18 protein-coding genes are annotated in these 18,682 nt (G+C 54.1%); 5 read left to right on the top strand and 13 right to left on the bottom strand.

The genetic code is table 11. The annotated features are described in order from the left end of the window. Window positions 1–217 precede the first annotated feature (217 nt). Window positions 218–682, top strand: coding sequence for a c-type cytochrome (locus SMB34_RS19015; RefSeq protein ID WP_037992404.1), 465 nt, complete (start codon window positions 218–220; stop codon window positions 680–682). Between the two features lie 131 nt (window positions 683–813). Here SMB34_RS19015 and SMB34_RS19010 read toward each other — a convergent pair whose 3' ends face one another. From SMB34_RS19010 to SMB34_RS18980, 7 genes are all read right to left on the bottom strand, one after another. Further along, window positions 814–1,737 carry an ArsR/SmtB family transcription factor gene (locus SMB34_RS19010; protein WP_037992402.1) on the bottom strand — a complete coding sequence of 308 codons (924 nt, stop codon included), beginning with the start codon at window positions 1,735–1,737 and terminating at the stop codon, window positions 814–816. A gap of 88 nt (window positions 1,738–1,825) precedes the next feature. Continuing rightward, window positions 1,826–2,653 (bottom strand): carbohydrate ABC transporter permease, encoded by an 828-nt coding sequence (locus SMB34_RS19005; protein ID WP_037992401.1) that lies wholly within the window; start codon window positions 2,651–2,653, stop codon window positions 1,826–1,828. Beyond that, window positions 2,653–3,561 (bottom strand): carbohydrate ABC transporter permease, encoded by a 909-nt coding sequence (locus SMB34_RS19000; protein ID WP_240478875.1) that lies wholly within the window; start codon window positions 3,559–3,561, stop codon window positions 2,653–2,655. The genes SMB34_RS19005 and SMB34_RS19000 overlap by 1 nt, the downstream gene beginning before the upstream one ends. Before the next feature lie 61 nt (window positions 3,562–3,622). After that, complete coding sequence (locus SMB34_RS18995) at window positions 3,623–4,894, bottom strand: ABC transporter substrate-binding protein (RefSeq protein ID WP_037992400.1); 1,272 nt, start codon at window positions 4,892–4,894, stop codon at window positions 3,623–3,625. A gap of 112 nt (window positions 4,895–5,006) precedes the next feature. Beyond that, complete coding sequence (locus SMB34_RS18990) at window positions 5,007–6,119, bottom strand: ABC transporter ATP-binding protein (protein WP_037992399.1); 1,113 nt, start codon at window positions 6,117–6,119, stop codon at window positions 5,007–5,009. Window positions 6,120–6,191: 72 nt separating this feature from the next. Beyond that, entirely contained in the window at window positions 6,192–7,712 is a 1,521-nt protein-coding gene (arfA, locus tag SMB34_RS18985; protein WP_037992397.1) for an arabinosylfuranosidase ArfA, read from the bottom strand. Between the two features lie 221 nt (window positions 7,713–7,933). After that, entirely contained in the window at window positions 7,934–8,638 is a 705-nt protein-coding gene (locus tag SMB34_RS18980; RefSeq protein WP_037992396.1) for a cytochrome b/b6 domain-containing protein, read from the bottom strand. Window positions 8,639–8,869: 231 nt separating this feature from the next. Between SMB34_RS18980 and SMB34_RS18975 the strand changes: the two genes are divergently transcribed. The 4 genes from SMB34_RS18975 (at window position 8,870) to SMB34_RS18960 (ending at window position 14,018) form a co-directional block, all read left to right on the top strand. Beyond that, entirely contained in the window at window positions 8,870–10,138 is a 1,269-nt protein-coding gene (locus SMB34_RS18975) for an imelysin family protein (protein WP_037992395.1), read from the top strand. 96 nt (window positions 10,139–10,234) lie between these two features. Beyond that, a complete protein-coding gene (locus SMB34_RS18970) occupies window positions 10,235–11,692 on the top strand; it encodes a di-heme oxidoreductase family protein (protein WP_037992393.1) in 1,458 nt (485 codons plus the stop codon). A gap of 36 nt (window positions 11,693–11,728) precedes the next feature. Then, complete coding sequence (locus SMB34_RS18965; RefSeq protein ID WP_037992390.1) at window positions 11,729–12,859, top strand: imelysin family protein; 1,131 nt, start codon at window positions 11,729–11,731, stop codon at window positions 12,857–12,859. A 19-nt stretch (window positions 12,860–12,878) separates the two neighbouring features. Beyond that, the gene (locus tag SMB34_RS18960) at window positions 12,879–14,018 is read left to right on the top strand and encodes a DUF1513 domain-containing protein (protein WP_037992388.1); all 1,140 of its coding nucleotides are present in this window, start codon (window positions 12,879–12,881) and stop codon (window positions 14,016–14,018) included. A gap of 407 nt (window positions 14,019–14,425) precedes the next feature. On the opposite strand, the gene SMB34_RS18955 is transcribed toward SMB34_RS18960, so the two are convergent. Genes SMB34_RS18955 through SMB34_RS18930 form a run of 6 tightly spaced genes read right to left on the bottom strand, consistent with a single transcriptional unit; the run spans window position 14,426 to window position 18,607 of the window. Beyond that, entirely contained in the window at window positions 14,426–15,184 is a 759-nt protein-coding gene (locus SMB34_RS18955; protein ID WP_007090816.1) for an IclR family transcriptional regulator, read from the bottom strand. A gap of 43 nt (window positions 15,185–15,227) precedes the next feature. Continuing rightward, window positions 15,228–15,614, bottom strand: coding sequence for a RidA family protein (locus SMB34_RS18950; RefSeq protein WP_007090815.1), 387 nt, complete (start codon window positions 15,612–15,614; stop codon window positions 15,228–15,230). A 21-nt stretch (window positions 15,615–15,635) separates the two neighbouring features. Then, the gene (locus tag SMB34_RS18945) at window positions 15,636–16,400 is read right to left on the bottom strand and encodes an amino acid ABC transporter ATP-binding protein (RefSeq protein WP_037992385.1); all 765 of its coding nucleotides are present in this window, start codon (window positions 16,398–16,400) and stop codon (window positions 15,636–15,638) included. A 10-nt stretch (window positions 16,401–16,410) separates the two neighbouring features. Continuing rightward, window positions 16,411–17,070, bottom strand: a complete 660-nt coding sequence (locus tag SMB34_RS18940; RefSeq protein ID WP_037992383.1) for an amino acid ABC transporter permease — start codon at window positions 17,068–17,070, stop codon at window positions 16,411–16,413. Between the two features lie 11 nt (window positions 17,071–17,081). After that, window positions 17,082–17,744 carry an amino acid ABC transporter permease gene (locus SMB34_RS18935; RefSeq protein ID WP_007090812.1) on the bottom strand — a complete coding sequence of 221 codons (663 nt, stop codon included), beginning with the start codon at window positions 17,742–17,744 and terminating at the stop codon, window positions 17,082–17,084. A gap of 26 nt (window positions 17,745–17,770) precedes the next feature. Continuing rightward, complete coding sequence (locus SMB34_RS18930) at window positions 17,771–18,607, bottom strand: transporter substrate-binding domain-containing protein (RefSeq protein ID WP_007090811.1); 837 nt, start codon at window positions 18,605–18,607, stop codon at window positions 17,771–17,773. Window positions 18,608–18,682 lie beyond the last annotated feature (75 nt).

Here is an 18,682-nt window from a genome sequence, read left to right as displayed (position 1 = left end):
TGGGGGCGTTTCCTTGTGCACGTCATTTACAATAATTTATTCGGTGATCACGCGGTTGTGATTCCGAATTTCGGGGCGCAATTGGGAGACTAAGCGCAGCGGCAAGTCATAGGCAACAATGCTTATGACCTTAATATAAGAATTAAAACAGCCGGGGCCGCACGCCAATGCCCCGTATCCGTCAGAGAGTTTCGAAGAAACAACCAACGAGAGAGCCATGAAGCATTTTGTGACCGCAGGTTTGATGACCGCATCCCTCGCCCTTGGTCTGGGGGCATTTGGAACCGCACAGGCCGACGAGGCAATGGATAACGAAGCCGTTCAAACACGTCAGATGCTGATGGATGGCATCGGTGGTGCGATGGGAACACTTGGCTGCTACATGAAGGGGCAGTGCGAACTGCCTGATGGCGTAATCCGCAACCTTGCCAATGGCATTGCGTTTTCCGCCTCTGCCGCCCCGGCCGCGTTCGAACAGAACACTGCGGAAGCATCCGTAAAAACCACCGCAAAGCCGGATGTCTGGACCAATTGGGATGAATTCGCGGGCCGTTTCCCGGAAATGAAAACCGCGGCCCTGAACCTTGCGGCCGCAGCCGGGGATAAAGGGGCTATGGGTGCCGCTCTTGGCGAACTTGGCAAATCCTGCAAGGGCTGCCACGACGAATACCGTTCGAAGTAACAGATCGAAGATGCCGGGCACGAGCAAGCTCGGACATCCCCGAAAGGCCCTGTCCCCCCCCCTGCTGCCCTCCCCCGGCAGCACGACAGGAAAAACCTTTCGGGGATTTCTTTATTTTCGCGATATTAGCCTTAGAAATAAAGCGTCACGGTAATGTCCTGATCATAGTCACCGAACCCGCGACCAAAGATATTTACCCCGCCCGGATTTTTGGCATTTTCATCAACCCCGATCCGGAACCGGATCGAGTGATGATCCATGATTTCCAGCGTATGGATCGTTTGATCGGAAATTTTTTTGCCGTCGATCCAGGTACCGCTTTCATCGATCACCCAGGTCTTGAGCTGACCATATTGCGAACCTTCCAGCTTCCACCAACCGGGGGAATACAGGCCCCGCCGATCACCGAAATCGCCGGGTGAAGTCCATATGCCGACATGGACCCCATTGATCCAGATCGAAATATCCGATGGCCATTCCGCGTTGGTTTCCGGGGTTTCCGAACTAACCTCGGCAGTGATCTCGATCCGCTTTGGCAACCGTCCGGTGACCTTGGCATTGTTGGGGAATTTGTATTCGACATGTCCGCGCGTGAACCATAGAAGGGCCGCCTGCATCCGTTGCGGGTCCAGAAACACATTGGGCACATCAAGCACACCAATAATCCGTTCAATCGAACACATCCCACAAGGTGGCCCCACATCAAATTCGGTGAACAGGCCAATTGGCATACTCACGACAACCCGATCATCGTCCGAGCTGGTTTTATCCGCATCAAAGCGGATATAGATTTCACTGTAAGCTGCCGAACAGACTTTCTGATTGCCCTTCTTGGCCTTCATGGTCTGGGTTTCAACCAATCCGGCCTTTTCAAGCGTCTTGATATTGGTTGCAACAGTCGATTGCGGCAATCCCATCATATCGGCGATTTCATTGACATTTTGCGGGCCGTGTTTGCGCAGAAGATACAGGATATCAATCCTGGTTTTCGATGCCAGGCCCTGAACAATGTCGGCGTCTTTTACCGGATCGACTGTCAGTAATTTTGTCTGCATGACTTTTTATTGTTCCCTTCAGCTTTTTCGATCCATCGGCCAATGCATATGCGGACTGTACATATAGCCAGGAATGGCGACGGCCAACTTATCCCTTGATCCCCGATGACAACATGATCGCCTGCGTCACGCGGCGCTGGAAAACCAGATATGCAACAGCCACTGGCATCGCTGCCATCACGGCAACCGCCATATCACGCGCATACTGGACGCCGAACGAATCACCGACCTGCGTAATACCGACAGTAACCGTCATCATTTCTTCCGAAGTGGTAACAAGAAACGGCCACAGGAAGTTATTCCAGGACATGATAAAGGTGATGATCGAAAGTGCTGCTGTAATCCCCCAATTCAACGGCAGATACAGCTTGAACAGAATCTGGAATTCGCCGCAACCATCAAGTTTGGCAGCCTCGCGCAGTTCACGGGGCACAGAATCAAAAAACTGCTTATAAACAATCACAACCACCGGAATGATCACCTGCGGCAGGATGATCCCACCCCATGTATTAACCATGCCGAATTTATGCATCAGCACGAATTGCGAGACCACCAGTGCCTGTGATGGCACCATAAAGCTTGCCAGCACCACCAGAAAAAGCACCCGACGGCCGGGAAAGACCAGTTGTGACAGGGCATAACCACACATCATGCTTATCATGAGGACTATGCCTGTAATCAGGACCGACGTCCCGATGGAATTGATGTACCAGCGCACAAGATTGGTATCGAATAACGCAAAGGCATAGGAAGAAATATCGAATGTCTGTGGCCAGAACGATAGACTGCCAACGACTTCCGGTTCCGGCTTCAGCGATGTGACAATCGCCCAGTAAAGCGGGAATGCCCATGCACAGGCAGCGATCAGGGTAAAGATCAGAAGCAGGATGTTGCTTGGCGAAATGCGTCCCATCATTATTTCCCCCGCGCTTTAAGCAACTGATATTGCAGGACCGAAACCGCCACGATGATGACAAACAACGCCACCGCAACCGCCGAGGCGTAACCGCCCTGATTGCGCCCGAACGCCTCGCGATAGACAAGTTGCAACAACACATAGGTCGAATTGAACGGCCCGCCTTGTGTCATCAGGTAAATCTGATCAAAAATCTTGAGCTGCAGGATCAGTTGCAGGGTCAGAACCAGCGCAGTTACCGGCCACAGCAAAGGCCACGTGATACGACGGAACTGCTGCAAGCGGCTGGCACCATCAAGCGATGCGGCTTCGTAGTAATCGTCGGGAATATTGCGCAGGGCTGAAATGAACAGCAACACATTGAACCCGTTGGTCCACCATATGGTTACGAGTGCCACCATCGGCATTGCCCATACCGGATCACGGAATACACTGATACGGCGGCCAATAACGGCTTCTATCAGGGGCTGAGCGACCCCGAACTGCTGATCAAGAACCCACTGCCAGATTTGTGTCACGACTGTCACCGGCAGGATATAGGGCATGAAAAACAGCACCAGAATGCCAGCCTGTATCCAGCCTTTAAGCCGGACGACCATCATTGCGATGCCAAGCCCGATCAGGGTATTGGGCACCACTGTCAGCAACACGAAATAAAGCGTATTATAGACCGAGGTGTAGAACAGCTTGTGTTCGAACATCCGGATATAATTGTCGAGCCCGATCCATTCACCTTCACCGATCAAGGGCGCGTTGGTAAAGCTCATCGCGAACATTTTGTAAACCGGATAGGCAAAGACCACGAGATAGCAGATCACAAATGGCGCAATCAGCAGCAGGGCCGTTACTGTTCTGTTTCGGGATTTCAATCGCATTGATGCCGCCCCATAGCCATGAAAGTCACGCAAGGGATCACCTGCAGCGATGGCTGGCAAAGGGAGGAATGCCAGCCACCACCGTCACCGATGATCAGTTAAGTTCCAGGCCCTGGAGTTCGTCACGCACCATGTCCAGCGCATCTTCGGGGTCGAGCTGCCCGTTGAGTGCAGGAACAATGAAATTCTGCGTGGCTTCGTAAATCGGCCCGGCGACACCGGCAATCGAGATTTCAGGATCGAAAACAGCGGTTTCAGCAAGTGCGGAATAGGTCGCATTCGGTTCCATTTTCTTGAACTCGTCGCTTTCGGCAACCGCCTTGAAAGCCGGTATATGCCCGGCATCAGCCCACGACAGGCTGTGTTCGTTCATCCAAGCGATGATCTGCAGGACGGTCTTGACCTTCTCAGCCGACATCGGATTGGCTTCGCTGTGCGGGATGGCAAAGGCATGAGAATCTGCCCATGTCGCTTTTTGATCCATCAGAACGGGGATCTGAATGGCACCCCATTCGAAACCAAGATCGCCGTTCTTGGCCAGATCCTTCATTGTCGGGACTTCCCATACACCATTGATATGCATGGCGGCACGACCCGATGTGAACAGCGCGATGGATGCCTCGTAGGAAATCAGCTCTGGCGAATAACCCGATGCCACCCAATTGGTCATAGCATTCAGCGCCTTTAGCCCCGCATCGCCGGGGAGGATTTCGCCATCTTCGATAAATGGCGCGCCTTGCTGGGCAAGCAGCGTATAGAATACACGCCACATTGATCCGCCTTCATCCGTATGCAGAGACAGCGGAACCTCGACCCCGGATTCTTCAAGTTTGGCAAGGGCTGCGTTGAAGTTTTCAAGCCCGTCCAGCCCTTTTGGTTTGCCGTCTTCACCAAGCAGGCCGGCCTTATCAAGCGCATCCTTGTTGTAATAAAGAACAATGGAATGGATATCGAACGGCAGGCCATAAAGCTGATCACCAACCTTGGCCGCGTTGAAGCTTGAAGGGAAATAATCATCGGGCGACAGCCCGGCCTCTGCCAGCTCATCATCACTGATCGGGCGCAACTGCCCCTGCGGCACGGCAAGCGGGAAACGCGACAGGTGATAGGTCATGATATCGGGTTGCTGACCGACCGCCGTTGCGGTTTGAACCTTGGTATAGAATGGAACGCCCCATTCCAGTGTGGTTGAACTGATATTGATATCCGGATGGGTTTCGTTGAATTCCTTGATCAGTGCCTTCATACGCACGCCATCGCCGCCTTCAAGGAAATCCCACCAGGTAATCTGGGTCTGGGCGCTGGCGACGGCAGAACCGCCTATCAGGATAGCGGCCGAAAGACCGGCCTTGATGAAATGTTTCACGACGTTTCCTCCTCGTTCGCCGGGTGATGAGACCCGGCCTGAAATGCCCTGACAGGTTTCTTGTTATGATTGCATCCCGTTTCGGGCGACTGTAGTCCGGTGGGCTGCGGCGTTACCGCAGGCGCGCACCGTCGGCATCGAACAGAAACAGGTGACGTGTCGGCAAACGCGCCGATATGTGATCCTGTGCGATATGATTGCGATCCGACCGGCGTTCGATTGTGACGCGCGCGCCACTTTCGGTCAGGCTGTGGACGTAGCTGACCCCACCGAGTTCTTCGGTAAATTCGGTTTTAAGCGTTAGTTCCGCGGCGTGCCCGTCCACGTCTGTCACGTCACCGGTTTCGATATTTTCCGGACGGATGCCCAGTGTGACGGTAGTCCCGACTTTTGGCACTGGTCCGGAAAGGGGCAGCGAAACGATACTGTTTGGGGGTTCATCCAATCGGATATCCACAGTGTCCGATGTGCCACTATTTGATTTGGCGACAGTGCCGGTCAGGAAGTTCATTTTCGGCGAACCAATGAAACCGGCGACGAACTGGTTATCGGGATTATCGTAAAGATCAAGAGGCGATCCGATCTGCTGCACGACACCCGATTTCAGGACCACGATCTTGTCGGCAAGCGTCATGGCTTCGACCTGATCGTGGGTGACATAAATCATTGTCGCCCCGATCTGATTGTGTAGACGGGCGATTTCCATGCGCATCTGAACGCGTAGTTCGGCATCAAGGTTGGATAAAGGTTCGTCAAACAAAAAGACCTTTGGCTGACGCACAATGGCACGTCCGATGGCAACGCGCTGACGCTGTCCGCCGGAAAGCTGCGATGGTTTGCGATCCAGATGCTGATCAAGTTGCAGAATGCGTGCTGCTTCTCCGACCTTTGCCCGGATTTCATCCTTTGGACGACGGGCAATTTGCAGGCTGAAGGCCATATTGTCGAAAACCGTTAGGTGCGGATAAAGCGCATAGGATTGAAACACCATTGATACGCCGCGCCTGGCAGCTTCCTGATGGGTGACATCCTGCCCTTCGATATCAATGACGCCGCTTGTCGTTTCCTCCAACCCGGCAATCATTCGAAGCAGCGTGGATTTCCCACAGCCCGACGGACCGACAAAGACGACGAACTCGCCCTGTTCGATCGAGATATTCACATCATGGATAACTTCGACCGGCCCGAAGGCCTTTTTGATATTGCTCAGCGTAACACCGGACATTTCCGTAATCCTCCCAAGTCTGAACCCGATATGACGACGGGCTGGCCGGTGCTTCCGGCCAGCCCGTAACCATCAGGCCGATGCATCAAGAGAAATTCGGATCATGTGATAGGACAGCGGCTTGAGCATTCCGGCGAGCTTGCCATCCTCAAGTCCGATACCGCTGCCCTTTTTCGGAGTTACGGTATCCGGTGCGTCAATCGAATTGCGGTCTTCGAGCTTGTGACCGGACAGCTCGACATGTTCGATCACACTCGTTTCGCCAAATCCTTCAAGGGACAGATCAAGACCAAGGTCGCTGTCGAGGTGGCGATTGATCAGGAATATCGCAACAGACTTACCGTCTTCGGCCTGCACAGCCGACGCATCGAGATAAGGCACGTCCTGCGATACATCACAATCGTAGCGCGGCACATCCACACTTACATTCAGCGCCGTGCCCCGCCCGTGCTTTGATGCGAACTGCAGGGGATAATAAATTGTCTGAGCCCAAGCTGGTCCGCCTTCACGCGTCAGGATCGGGGCAATGACGTTCACAAGCTGCGCCATGCAGGCGATCTTGACGCGGTCAGAACGACGGATGAATACGTTCAGCAGGCTGGCAATCAGAAGTGCGTCTTCGAAATTATAGACTTCTTCAAGCAAGGCCGGTGCGACCGGCCAGTCCCATTCCTTGATCCGCTGATCATCGGTTTTACGGTCGTGATACCAGACATTCCATTCATCAAAACAGATTTTGACATCCTTTTTGGAACGCTTCTTGGCCTTGATGTAATCAATCACGCCGCCGATGGTAACGATATAGCGGTCCAGTTCTTCGGCACGGCCGAAATAGTTCAGCGTGTCCTTTTCCTCGTTGCCGAAATATTTGTGCAGCGAGATGTAATCAACACTGTCATAGCTTTCTTCAAGCACCGTGGCTTCCCAGTCGGGATAGGTTTTCATCTTGTCGTTCGACGACCCGCAAACCACAGTTTCAAGTGACTGATCAAAATATTTGAAGGCCTTGGAAACCTCGTTGGCAAGATGTCCATAGTCCCGTGCGGTCTTGTGACCGACCTGCCAAGGACCATCCATTTCATTGCCAAGGCACCAGATACGCACATCATGCGGATCGGCATAGCCATGGGACTTGCGCAGGTCCGACCAATAAGTTCCTCCGGGATGGTTGCAATATTCAAGGAAGTTGCGTGCATCTTCCAACCCGCGTGAACCAAGGTTCATCGCCAGCATCATTTCTGTATTGGCAAGCTTTGCCCAATCAGCGAATTCGTTGACCCCCATCTGGTTTGTTTCGCGGGTCCGCCATGCCAGATCAAGACGTGTAGGGCGGTGATCGCGCGGACCGATACCATCTTCCCAGTTATAGGCCGAAACGAAATTGCCCCCCGGATAGCGTACAATCGGCACATCAAGCCCGCGAACCAGTTCCAGCGTATCCTGCCGGAATCCGTTTTTGTCGGCGGTTTCGTGGCCGGGTTCATAAATACCGGTATAAACCGCACGGCCCATATGTTCGAGAAACGAGCCATAAACCCGCCTGTCGACAGTCGCGATTTTGAAGTCCCTGTGAATGGTTGCGCGTGCCCGCATGACTGTTTCCTCACCTGTCTTTTGTTCTTTGATGAGGTCAGCCTAGGAACACGAAATTTATAGATCAAGTAATTTGTTTTATATCAAAAATACTGATACATAAATTTCGGTATATATCTCATTTTTCGGTTTTAATGTCCGCCGAATTATGACGGTCAACTCAGTAACTTACCGCAATGCAACACGTTTTCCGATTTAGTATGATGATATGATAAAATATTTCACCCGCCTCTGGCAATGATAACCATTCCCCACACCACCAGACCACAAACCACGAGAATCGCAATCCCGAGGACCGGAGACGCAAAGCGGATTTGCAGAAAGCCGGCCGCGATGCTTTCGGGGACTTTGCGTACGCCGGTGATCATGGCCCCGATCAGGTTTTCGCGTTTGATCATCAGATAGAAAATCGCGGCCAGAACATGCAGCGCCACTGCGCCATAAATCAGATTGATGTTGGTGTGGTGAATGAAATTCATCGTGCTGGCGACATCGGAACTGACATAGGCAACCAGCGGACCATCAAAGAAGAGGAAGGTATCCTCGCTGGCAAAAAGGCCGCTTATCGCCTGTATCGCCACGAGCAGGATCAGCACAATAACCATCCAGCCGCCCGCCGGATTGTGCCCTGGATAAGTCAGGTCGCGGACCGAGCCGTTTGACAATTTGCGCATATAGCCGATCACCTTGTCTGGACCGGCAAGGAAACTGGAAAACCGTGCGTTGGAACTGCCGACAAATCCCCAGATAATACGAAACAGCACCAGTGCTAATACGCTGTATCCGGCAAGGGCATGGATATCAATCATGACTTCCTGATTGGACCACCAGGATGTCGCAATCGCGATCACCAATGCCCAATGGGACAGACGGACGGGAAAATCCCAAAGCCGGACGGTTTTTTGCGGTTCTGTATCATCGCTCATACGCAGGTCCCCTCTTTCTGCTTGTTGGCGGTCGCATCATGCATTTGTTTGATGATGCTCCGATCTTGGCAAAAGTGCAGGTCAAATTCCGTTTATCACAGCAAAAAATGTGGAAAATCTGCTTATTGAGATATTTCGAGTTTGCAAATCATTATCACAAGCAGTAACAATTACCCCGAAGTATCACGGGCTATGCCCTTGGCTCACCTTCAGGGACAGATGGGAACTCCTATGAAATTCGTTAAAATTCTCGGGATGGCTGCACTGGCAACCACCCTTGGTGCACAGGCCTATGCCGCGCCGGACGCAAAAGACGTCCTGACCACCTATGCCGATATTGCACATGCCGGTTACGAAGATTCGCTCATCACCGCAAAACAGCTCCAGACCGCTATTGATGCGCTGGTGTCCAATCCGTCGCAGGCGACTTTTGATGCTGCGAAATCCGCATGGCTGGCCTCACGCGTGCCGTATCAGCAGACCGAAGTTTACCGTTTCGGCAATGCGATCGTTGATGACTGGGAAGGCAAGGTTAACGCATGGCCGCTTGACGAAGGTCTGATCGACTATGTCGAAACCGACCTTTACGGCGAAGAAAACGAAGAAAACCCGGCTTATACCGCCAATGTCGTTGCCAATCCGAGCCTGAGCATTTCCGGTGAAACCATCGATGCATCAACCATCGATGCCGCACTGATCGAAAGCCTGCATGAGATTGACGACGTTGAAAGCAACGTTGCAACCGGCTACCACGCCATTGAATTCCTTCTGTGGGGTCAGGATCTGAACGGGACCGAAGCCGGTGCCGGTGCACGCGCATGGACCGACTATGCCAAGGGCGATGCCTGCACCAATGGCAATTGCGACCGTCGCGGTACGTATCTTCAGGCCGCAACCGACCTTATGGTTTCGGACCTTGAATGGATGACCGCACAGTGGGCGGATGGTGGCGAAGCACGTGCGACCGTTCTTGAAGGTGACGGCGTTCCGGGCCTGACCGCAATCGTGACCGGCATGGGCTCGCTGTCTTATGGCGAACTCGCGGGCGAGCGCACCAAGCTTGGCCTGTTGCTGCATGATCCGGAAGAAGAGCATGACTGCTTCTCGGACAACACCCACAACTCGCACTACTATGACGCGTTGGGCATCCAGAACGTTTATCTTGGCCGTTATACCCGTGTTGACGGGTCGGTCGTCGAAGGCGCATCGCTTTCGGATATGGTTGCCGCCAAGGATGAAGGCCTCGATACCGAACTGCGTGCCAAACTGGCAGCATCGGTTCTGGCCGGTAAGGCCATGGTCAGCCGCGCACAGGCAGGCGAGCATTTCGACCAGCTGATCGCAATGGACAATGAAGACGGCAATGCCGTTGTTCAGACCTTTGTCGATGCGCTTGTTGATCAGACCAAATCGATCGAACAGATCGTTGCCGCGATTGGCGTTGACGGGATCGAGTTCGAAGGGTCGGACAGCCTTGACAATCCGTCCTCGATCAATTGATTAGATACGATCCGCATTCGGGGTCATGCCCCAAATGAGTCCGACGGCGGGGGAATTTTTCTCCCGCCGTTTCGCTTTTACGATTAGAAGAATTCCATGCAGTTTCCCGCCATGCGCCTTTCCCGTTTCATGATCGCGACCGCCCTTGTTTTTGGGGCAATGACACCGGCGTTTGCCGATGAAACCATACCCGCCGATGCCCTGCCGGGCGGGGCGACCACCTGGCAAAAGAAAACCGGACGAATGGCATTCACCCATCATTCGGCCAATATGACCTTTGAAAAGCGGCTTGATTTCAAGCTTGGCGAGGCCCTTTTTCAAAGGCTTTGGGTAACCGCCCCAACGCGCACCAAGGCAGCAGACGGTTTGGGGCCGCTGTTTAATTCACGAGCCTGCAACGGGTGCCATATCAGAAATGGCCGCGGCCATCCGGTTGATGAAGATGATCCGTCTGCCGGGGCGACGTCGATGTTGTTGCGCCTGTCGATCCCGCCGCAAAATGATGCGGATCGGGAATTACTGGCGTCAGGCCATGCATCCACCCTGCCCGATCCGGTTTATGGCGGCCAGTTTCAGGATTTTTCGATCCCGACCGTTCAAGCCGAAGGCAAGGTCACCGTCAGTTATGACATGCAAACCGTCGAACTAGCCGATGGCACCAGAGTCGAATTGCGCCATCCGACCTATGGCATGCGCGATCTGGCTTATGGGCCATTGCACGACGATGTGATGATATCGCCGCGCATTGCACCGCCGATGATCGGGCTTGGGCTTCTGGAAGCCATTCCCGATGAAGTACTGCTTGCGAGCGCGGATCCGGAAGATCATGACGGCGATGGCATATCGGGCCGGGTTAACCGGGTTTGGGATATTGCAAAGGACGAGGTCGCCATCGGGCGGTTTGGCTGGAAGGCCGGAATGCCAAACCTTGATCAGCAGAACCAGAATGCGTTTCAGTTCGATATCGGGCTTTCAACCCCACTATATCCCAACGGATACGGCGACTGCACCGAAGCCCAGACACTGTGCCGTGGTGCGCCGGATGGTAATGATGCGGAATTTGACAATCTGGAAGCGCACGGGCAGATCACCGACCTTGTACTTTATTACACCCGTAACATAGCCCCGCCGATGCGACAAAACGTATCCGATCCGGAGGTGATCGCAGGGCGTGAGATTTTCAATTCAATCGGTTGCGGAGCCTGCCACACGCCAAGCTATCAATTGCCCGAACAGACTGATCTGGCGGAGCAATCCGGGCAGGTGATCTGGCCGTATAGCGACCTGTTATTGCACGATATGGGTGCCGGGCTTGCCGACAACCGGCCTGAAGCCGAGGCCAGCGGAACGGAATGGCGCACCCCGCCCCTTTGGGGATTGGGCCGCGCGAAGGAAATTGATCCACGTGCCGGATACCTGCATGACGGGCGGGCGCGCAACATTCTGGAAGCCATATTGTGGCACGGGGGAGAGGCAAAACCCGCGCGTGACGCCGTCACATTCTTGCCATCATCGGATCGCAGCAAGTTGATCGCGTTTTTGAATTCTTTATAAGCGTTATTTTATAAGCCTTACTGTTCGGGGGATATCATGCCTTTCCTGTTTCGCACTCGCAAAGCCGCCCTTTTGGGGGCATCTGCCTTGCTGACGGTGGGGCTGGCACCGCCCGGCGCGCGCGCCGATATCCCCGATGAAAATTACCGCCCGGTGCTTGAACATCTTCTGGGTGAGGTCATGCCGCCCAAGCTTGATGCGCTGCATGACGCCACAACAAACCTGTCCGATGAAATGGATGATTTCTGTGCCGAGCCCGATCAGGATGGCCTTGACGAAGTACGCGAAGATTTCCATGCGGCCATGGATATCTGGCAGGAAGTGCAGCCTTGGCGCATGGGACCGCTGATTGCCAATGGCCGTGATCAGCATATCGAATACTGGCCGGACAAACATGGTACGGCGACAAGGCAGTTCCGCAAACTGATGTTTGACAAGCCAGCGATTTATACCGACCGGGAAAAAATCGCTGATACCAGTGCCGCCCTGCAAGGTTTCCCGGCACTTGAACAGGTTCTTTTTGACGACAAGCTATCGCCCAAGCTTCTGGGTGATGACGAGGATGGCGTATTCCTGTGTGGGTATGGCGGGGCCGTCGGCGCCAATCTGGCACGCATGACCGGTGAACTGGTCGATGAATGGCCGGCATTTGCCCAAGGCATGATCAAAGCCGGCCCTGATAGTATGGATTACCCGGATGCCAAATTTGCCGCGACCGACCTTTATCGTGCGCTTCACGAAGGACTTCTGATCATTGTCAGTCAGAAACTTGGCCGACCGCTTGGCGACGGACCGAAGGATGGCAAAGCCAGCCGCGCCGAAAGCCCGACTTCCGAACGATCCCTGCGCAACATTGCCCATAACCTGACCGGGCTGTTTGCGATTTATGACGGCAAGTGGGGCGATACCGGCGAAGAAGGCAAAGGCCTTTCGGCCCTGATTGATAGCAGCCTTCTGGACCGATCCTTCCGGCTGAACTGGCAGACCATGTCAGACGGACTTGATCAGTTGCCTGCCTCGATTGTCGAGTTGCTTGATCAGCCCGATGGCTATCAGAAACTATCAGATTTCGCCGATCAGGTCAGTTTTGTGAATACGCTGGTTGAGGGCGACGTTGGCGGTACGACGCAATTGGGCGGCGGTTTTAACGCGCTTGATGGCGACTAGGCGAACAGGAGTTCAAAAAGTGAACCATCAACGACGCGATTTTTTGAAACTCATGGGTGTTGGCGGGGCCTTTACCCTGTTGCCGGTTGGCATTGGGTGTGCGGCAAGCGCCCCCGCGATGGAAGACCGGGCACATTATATTTCCGCCAGTGCCGGGGATCATGATGACTTTTACGTCAGCGCGTTCAACGCCAACGGCAAAATCCTTTTTGAACAGGCCCTGCCCGGCCGGGGTCACGACCTTGGCCTGCGTCCCGGCCATGTCGATGTGGCGGCGGTTGAACGCAGGCCGGGTCTTTATGGCCTGATCCTTGATCGCCATAGCGGCGAGGTCCGCGCCAAACTGCATTGCCCGGAAGACCGCCGGTTTTATGGCCACGCGGTTTATTCCAATGATGGCCGGTTCCTTTATATCACCGAGAATGATTTCAACCATGCCCGCGGGGTTGTTTCCGTCTGGGATGCAGAAGACGGGTATCGCCGCATTGCCGAATTTGACAGTTTTGGCACCGGCCCGCACGAATTGCACCTGATGCCGGACGGTGAAAGCCTTGTGATCGCCAATGGTGGCTTGCACACCCATCCGGACTTTGACGGACGCACAGCCCTTAATATCGACAGTATGGAACCGAACCTGTCGATCATTGATCGGCATACCGGCACGCTGATCCATCAGGCGGCACTTAAAGCCGACTGGCATCAATTATCCATCCGCCATCTTGATGTCGCATCCAATGGGACAATTGCGGCGGGCTTCCAGTATCAGGGGGAACTGACCGATCAGGTGCCGCTGGTCGGGTTGTGGCATCCGGGTAGCGAAATCCGCCCGATCGAGGCCCCGGACAATGTCCAGCTGCGCATGCGGCAATATTGCGGATCGGTGCGCTTTGACGCATCGGGACAGGTATTTGGCATTTCCTGCCCACGCGGCGGATTGATCACATTCTGGGATGTCAAAACATCGGGCTTCCTGACCCATATCGCCGCCCCGGATGGCTGTGGGCTTGCCGCGACAGATGTTGCGGGTCAGTTCGTTGGCACCAGCGGCCTTGGTACCGGATGGCGTATGGATGCGATTCGCCGAAAACGCGTCGAATTACCCGACGATTCGCTTAAATCGCTTCATTGGGACAATCATCTGCGGCGCATTTCCATCTAAATATCGTCGTTTAACCCGACCTGAAAGGCCGTACAGATCGTGCGGCCTTTTTGGCATTTTCGGCCTGAAATCCGCGGGAAACCGCGGCATTAACCAACCGTTTCAGTCGGGATATAAACACCGTCAAACTCTCAACCAAAAATTTTATGCAAATGCGAACGATTTTCACTTGCGCAGTGATTTTTCCTGACCTATAACGGCTCTCGACACAGCCCGCGAATGCAACCCATTCGCACTTGTCCCCAAAAGGCTTGTCTCTCACCTGCGGGTCTCTCTCCCCGCAGGCCTCTCAAGGTGGAACAGCGGTGGTTATCGATGCGGGAAACGATAACCGCCGCTTTCTCTTTTCAGCACAAAGAAACCGGCATTCTTCCACGCAAAGATATTGTGTGCGGACGGATAAGTAATCAGACGCTGTGGGATAGTTTATCGCCAGCGGATTTCAGTGCGTCGCGATACTGCGCATAGTTTTTGCGGGCATCATCCTTTGGCGCGACAATACATACCGTTGCAACACAGACGCCGTTCTGATCGCGGATCGGGGCGGCGAAGCAATGGGTGAAGGTGTCAACGATGCTATCAAAGGAAAAGAATCCGTCTTTTGCCGCCTGCCGGATTTCGGCGATATAGGCATCAAAATCGGTATGGCTGCCATCGGGCAGAACAAAATCGTTTGCCGGAATCAGATCGCGGATTTCATCATCGGAAAAATGGCCCAGCAACAGCCGACCCGATGCCGTCCACGGGATCGGGGTGCGTTCGCCAACATTTGCACTGATGCGGAACGGACGGCTGCCTTCGCGTTGAAGGGCGACGGTGTATTTATTGCCGTCCAGCATGCAGAACTGCGATGTTTCCTTGGTCGTGGCGGTGATTTCATCCAGCACGACACCGGCTTCGCGGGTCAGATCGAAATATTCGCGATAGGCCAGCCCAAGGAAATAGACACGACGCCCAAGGAACACCGATCCGTTGGCATCGGTGACCTCGAGCATGCCATGTTCCAGCAGAACGCTGATCAGATCATAGATCGTAGAGGTCGGCGCGCCGAGCGCCTGGGCGATCTCGGCAGGCCGTTGCGAGACTTTGACAGAGCGCAAATGATCAAGAATATCAAACGCCCGATCAATGCCGCGCGCCCGTTTCCGTATTTGCCCTTCTTTCATAAGTCCCCTCTTCGCTGGCGATCAGTTCTTTGGATAGAGGTTCTTATGCCTTGCGAAAGGCAATGCAGTCGACCTCGACCTTGCAATCCACCACCATTGAAGACTGAACGCAAGCGCGCGCAGGCGGATGATCGCCGAAATATTCCTGAAAGACGCCGTTGAAGCTCCAGAAATCGCGCGCATCATCAAGCCAGACGCCTATGCGCATGATATCGCTTGCACCATACCCGGCATCCTCGACGATTTTCAGCATGTTTTCGATAGCAATGCGGGACTGCTCGACAATCCCGTTTCCAACAACTTCGCCATCACGCATCGGCGTTTGTCCGGACACGTAAAGCCATCCATCGGCTTCCGTGGCCTTTGCAAAAGGCAGTGCCTTCTGACCGTTTCCTTTTGCTTCACCGACACCGTGTCTTTTGATGGTCATTCAATATCTCCTGGTATTCAATCACATTTCAGAATTTGCAAGAAAGCCCCGCAACCGGTCTGTTTCCGGTGCGCCGAAAATCTGTTCGGGGGGACCTTCTTCGTGGATACGGCCGTGATGCATGAACACGACCTTGCTTGAAACATCGCGGGCAAAGCGCATTTCATGGGTGACAAGCAGCATGGTCATGCCGTCATCGGCAAGATCGCGGACAACGGCCAGAACTTCCTTGACCAGTTCCGGATCAAGGGCGAATGTCACTTCGTCAAACAGCATGATGCGCGGGTTCATGGCAATCGCGCGCGCAATCGCAACACGCTGCTGCTGTCCGCCAGACAACTGACCGGGGAAATGATCGCGCCGTTCAATCATGCCAACCCGTTCAAGCCATTTTTCGGCAATGGCATAGGCTTCGTCCTTTGCCATTTTCTTGGTCTTGGTCAGACCCAGCATGACATTGCGAATGGCGGTCATATGCGGGAACAGGTTGAACTGCTGAAACGCCATGCCGGTCATGGCGCGTTGACGCGCAATATGACGTTCGGAAAGACGGCGACGCTCACCACCTTCGTGTCTGTAGCCGATGGCTTCGCCGTCCAGTTCGATGGAACCGCGTTCGAAATCTTCAAGCAGGTTCACGCAGCGCAACAGGGTTGTCTTGCCCGAACCCGATGATCCGATCAGCGAGACGACATCACCCTTTTGCATGGTCATATCGATGCCCTTGAGGACTTCGAGATCACCAAAGCTTTTGTGAAGGTCGGTAATTGTCAGAATGGGGGACATGGCTGCCTCATTATGGGATCGAGATGCGGCGTTCGACAGCACGGCCGGCCTGTTCGATCAGGAAGTTCAGAATGAAATAGACGAAACCCACGAACAGATAGAATTCGAGGCTGAGATAGGTCCGCGAAATGACCTGCTGGGTTGCCAGCAGCAATTCAACCACACCGATGATCGACAGCAGCGTCGATGCCTTGACGATTTCGGTCGCGGTATTGACCCAGGTTGGCAATATCTGACGCAGGGCCTGGGGCAGCAGGACATAGGCAAAGGTCTGCCCGAAAGTCAGCCCGATTGATTTGGCGGCTTCGGTCTGCCCGGCCGGGATCGCCTTTAGCGCACCACGGACAATTTCACCAACATGCGACGAACAGAACATCGTCAGCGCAAGCACACCAGCCTGAAACGCACTGAGATCCAGGCCAACAACAGAAAGAATATAAAAACAGGCAAGAATCAGAACGAAGACCGGAGTTCCGCGCAGGAAGTCGATATAGACGCGCACCCCGAACCGGGTCGGCTTGTTGCCATATGTCATCGCCAGACCGACGAAAACGCCAAGGAACGTTCCAAGCAGCACGGACGCGACGGAAATGAGAACCGTATCGCCAAGCCCGGCCAACAGGTTCATCCGGGCGTTCCACAATTCTGTCAGGAAAAGAGAAAAATTCATGTGAAAGCCTTTCAGCGCGGAACCGCAAGTCGTTGTTCAAGCTGGCGCAGGAACCACGCGATGACATAGCAGGCCACCACGTAAATCAGTGACGCAACCATCCATGTTTCAATCACGCGGAAACTTTCGACATTGATCTTGCGCGCATAAAACGTCAGTTCGGGCACCGCGATGGCGGCCGCGAGCGACGTGTCCTTGAACAGCGAAATGAAGTTGTTCGATAGCGACGGCAACACATTGCGCAACATCACCGGAATGATGATGTGGATTTTGATTTTCAGTTCCGTCAGACCGATGGCAAGCCCGGCTTCGCGCAGGCCCTTTGGCAATGCCACAAGGCCCGAACGGAAAACTTCGGCCAGATAGGCACCGGCATAAATCGACAGCGTGAAAATGAAGGACGGTATTTTATCAAGCGCAATGCCAAGCTGGGGCAATGCGAAATAGCAAAACAGGATCAGGACAAGGATCGGGGTATTGCGGATCGCAGAGACATAAGCCACTGCGATCCAGCGCAAAACCCGATGACGGGACAGCATCCCGAAAGCCGCCAGAAGTCCGATCCCGCAACCGATTGCAATCGAAACAAGGGCAAGGAACAAGCCAAGGCCAAGCCCCTGCGCCAGCAGTTCCCAATTGCGCCAGATGACGCTGAAATTGAAATCGTAGTTCAAAGCGGTTCTTCCCGGATGCTGCTGGGTTATTTGTATTCGACGGGGAAGCCGATCTGCGGCACCGACAGTTCGGTACCAAACCAGGTTTTGAAACTGTCGGCGTAGAACGGGAATTCAACACCGGTCATGCCTTCGTGCAGAACCGTGTTTACAAAGTTCAGCCAACGCTGATCGCCCGGCTTCACACCACAGGAATAGCTTTGCGGGTTCCAGCCATATCCGGCGTCATGATAACGGCCCGGGTTTTTGACCATGAACCAGCGCAGTGCCGACTGATCGGTTGCGGCGGCATCGGCACGCCCGGAATTAAGTGCCTGATACATCAGATCCACACTGTCATACTGGTCAACTTCTGCCTCTGGCAGGGCGGCGTGAACCATTTCTTCGGCGTAGACGTTCTGAAGAACGGCAACGGTAACATCCGATCCGGCAGCTTTGAGCGCCTCGTAATCGGCGTAGTCGCCACCTTCCATCTGCAACAGACCAACGCCTTCACGGTAATAGGGGATCGTGAATTCGATCTGCTGGGCGCGTTCGGCGGTCACCGTCATGAACTGGCAGGCCAGATCGACCTTGTCGGTCACAAGATTCGGAATGCGGGCATCGCCGGACTGCTGGACATATTCAATCTTGTCGGGATCACCAAACAGGGCCTTGGCAACAAGGCGGCCCATATCAACGTCAAAGCCCTTGAGCTTGTTATCCGAGTCAATGAAGTGCCATGGCGGGTTGGTCGAGCCGGTTCCCAAAATCAGGTAACCGCGGTCAAGGACCTGCTGGAGCTTGCTGGCTTCCTGTGCAATGGCCGATCCGGCAGTTGCGGTCATAAGAGCCGCGACTGCGATTGTCTTTAAGAAGGTCATGTTTGTCTCCGCTGATGAAAAGAGCCAACCGTTTTTGATGAGTCCCGGTTTTCCGCTATAACGGAATTAATATCG

It is taken from the genome of Thalassospira permensis NBRC 106175, from assembly GCF_000714555.1.
Classification (GTDB): Bacteria; Pseudomonadota; Alphaproteobacteria; order Rhodospirillales; family Thalassospiraceae; genus Thalassospira; species Thalassospira xiamenensis.
The sequence above is the reverse complement of the archived record's forward strand: the minus strand, read 5'-3'. Positions and strand labels throughout refer to the sequence as shown.